This is a genomic window from Mesorhizobium captivum (assembly GCF_033977165.1).
GTDB lineage: Bacteria > Pseudomonadota > Alphaproteobacteria > Rhizobiales > Rhizobiaceae > Mesorhizobium > Mesorhizobium captivum.
In genome coordinates this window covers 1-2,843 of sequence record NZ_JAVIJB010000098.1, presented here as the reverse complement: position 1 = coordinate 2,843, position 2,843 = coordinate 1, and the positions used below count along the sequence as shown (strand labels likewise).

General features: G+C 63.2%; 3 protein-coding genes and 1 tRNA gene. All 4 read left to right on the top strand.

Features of this window, described 5'->3' with window-relative positions:
- A partial coding sequence (locus RFM40_RS33360) for an EF-Tu C-terminal domain-related protein (protein ID WP_488259966.1) occupies positions 1-119 on the top strand: 119 nt, incomplete at its 5' end.
- Positions 120-253: 134 nt separating this feature from the next.
- Positions 254-1,957, top strand: coding sequence for a COG3904 family protein (locus RFM40_RS33355; RefSeq protein WP_430691762.1), 1,704 nt, complete (start codon positions 254-256; stop codon positions 1,955-1,957).
- A 101-nt stretch (positions 1,958-2,058) separates the two neighbouring features.
- Positions 2,059-2,544, top strand: coding sequence for a group II truncated hemoglobin (locus RFM40_RS33350; RefSeq protein WP_320230371.1), 486 nt, complete (start codon positions 2,059-2,061; stop codon positions 2,542-2,544).
- 145 nt (positions 2,545-2,689) lie between these two features.
- Positions 2,690-2,765, top strand: a tRNA-Trp gene (locus RFM40_RS33345).
- Positions 2,766-2,843 lie beyond the last annotated feature (78 nt).

Here is a 2,843-nt window from a genome sequence, read left to right as displayed (position 1 = left end):
ACATCACCGTCGACGTCGAGCTGATCGTGCCGATCGCGATGGAAGAGAAGCTGCGCTTCGCCATCCGCGAAGGCGGCCGCACCGTCGGTGCCGGCATCGTCGTCACCATCAAGGAATAATCGGTCCGGCTATTGCCGGTTCGAAAGGAAAGGGCGGTCTTCGGGCCGCCCTTTTTTCGTTTCCGGCGCTCCGCAGGCCAACTGTTGCGCCACGTCTTTCAAAGCTGTTTGCAAGCGGCATTGCCCCAACTAGTATGGGTTGTACCCGTGGGGGCTTTGCGAGCGTGGTTCCGGAACGCCGTTCAGACAACATTTGGTGGCGCGGGCTCTTCCGTCTGGGGTTGGCCACCGCGATCGGCGTGGCCAGCGTTGTCGCGGAGGCCAGGGAAGAGGCGCCCGATCTCGGCCCGACGATGCGCTTTGCCGTCGTGCGCAGCAGCGCGTCGGGCTGCGAGCCCAATTGCCCGGAATGGATTTCGGCGGAAGGCACCATCGAGGCCGGCACGCCGGCGTTGTTCAGGCGTCTCTTGAAGGCGCTCGGCGGCCGGCAGTTGCCGATCGTGGTCAACTCTCCTGGCGGCAATGTCGACGCCGCGATCCAGCTCGGTCGCATGATCCGCAAGAACAAGCTCGACATCGCCGTGGGCACGACGGAGTTTTCCGGCTGCTCGCCGGAGATGAAGAACTGCCGGGACGATGACAGCAAGGCCGCGCCCTATCTCGGCATCGCCTATGACAGCGGCGCCATGTGCAACTCGGCCTGTCCGCTGATGTTTTCCGGAGGCATGCGCCGCGTCGTCGGCGAGTGGGCCGTTCTTGGCGTCCATCAGATCACCACGACATATCATCGGGAAAAGCTGCTCTACCGCACCATCTACAAAATTGTGAACGGCAAGAAGAAGGTGATCAGCACCAAGATCGTCAGCCGCAAGAACGCAGGCAGCTACAAGACCTATGAGATGAGCAAGGCGGTCGAGAGACGGCTGTCCGGCTATCTGAAGGAAATGGGGGTCGAGCAGGGCATGCTGGACGTGATGAAGGCGACGCCGGCAAGCGACATAAGGCAGATAGAGCCCGAGGATATGCTGGAGATGAAGCTCGTCACCAGCCTCGATACGCTCGACCTTCTAACCGGGAAGACCGTTTGCCAACACAGTCCCGTGCCGGCGAACTGCAGGGAAACACCGACGGACGGCAACGCCAAGCCGGCCGAGGTTGCAACCGTCGAGGTCAAGCCGACTTCTCCTCAATCGGTAGAGGCGGCACCATCCTTCAAGCCGGAACAGCAGATGCGCTTCGTGCTGGTTCGCGGCAGCAACCCGCTCTGCAATCCCGACTGCCCGGAATGGATTTCGGCGGAAGGGACGATTGCCGCCGGCACGCCCGACAGGCTGCGCGAGCTGCTCGATACGGTTGGCGGGCGCCGGCTGCCCGTCGTGGTCAACTCGCCGGGCGGCGACGTGCAGGGCGCGCTCGCCGCCGGCCGGCTGATCCGCGAGCGCAGGCTCGATGTCGCGGTCGCCCGGACGGATTTTCTCGATTGCGATCCAGGTGCGGCGGCGTGCGTCGCCAAGGACGGCTTCCACACGGGCCTCACTGTCGACGCCGGCGCCGAATGCGATTCGGCCTGCGCGGTGATGATCGCCGGCGGCTCCAGGCGCCTCGTCGGCGCCAGCGCGCATCTCAGCCTGCATTCGCTGGGGATGGCGGACAAGGTCAAGGCGTATCTCGACGAGATGGCGGTCGGGTCGGCTCTGTTCTCGACCATTCAGTCGATGCTCTATTCGAGCCACCGCGAGCTCAGCCAGGACGAGATGCAAAAATTCGGACTGACGACCGGACGCCAATCTGTGGACGCGCTCACGGGTGCCACCATCTGCAAGTCGTCGCCCAAGCCCGACAATTGCCGGGTTCTGCCGTCCGCCAATGCCGAGGCGGAGGCGCCGGCGAAGCTGTAAGCGCGGATGCGCCGACTGACCATCGAGGCAGGTTGAGCTGGGGAGGGCTTGCGTTATCCTCTGCGGCCTATCCGAGCAGGATCGGCCCGAAAGGATCAACAATGAGCGAGGAAATCCCGACTTTGTTCGAATGGGCCGGCGGCGCAGAGGCGCTCAACCGGCTGACGCAGACCTTTTACGACAAGGTGGCCCTGGACCCGATAGTCGGTCCGGTTTTCAAGCATATGTCGCCGGATCATCCTGCACATGTCGCAGCCTTCATCGGCGAGGTTTTTGGCGGACCGAAGACCTACAGCGAAAAGCACGGCGGCCACCGCGAGATGGTCATGCATCATCTCGGCAAGCACCTGACCGAGGAGCAGCGGCGGCGCTGGATCAATCTTCTCGCCGACGCGGCGGACGAAGTCGGCCTTCCCGACGATCCCGAATTCCGCTCAGCCTTCATGGGCTACGTCGAATGGGGATGGCGGCTGGCGAAGATGAATTCCAATCTCGGCGAGACCTGCGATCCGGAGACTGAGCCGATGCCCGCCTGGGGCTGGGGTGTGCCCGGCGGGCCTTACAGGCCGCCGGCCGCGAAATCGTGAGCGCGGCGGACCGCACTATTAGCCCGATCCCTTGGCACGGCACGGCAAATCGGGTTTTCTGGCAAAGCATATGAAACTGCGTCTGACTGCTCTTTACAGAGCGCGCGGAAGCTTTTAGGAAGCGCTTGCGCCGAAACGCGCGTGTACGGGCATAGCTCAGTTGGTAGAGCGGCGGTCTCCAAAACCGCAGGTCGTAGGTTCGAGCCCTGCTGCCCGTGCCATCTCCCAAGTGTGTCCGACCCGGAGACATAGGTAACAGATCGTACCTAAGACATGGGTGACAACCTCGTGCCGAACGG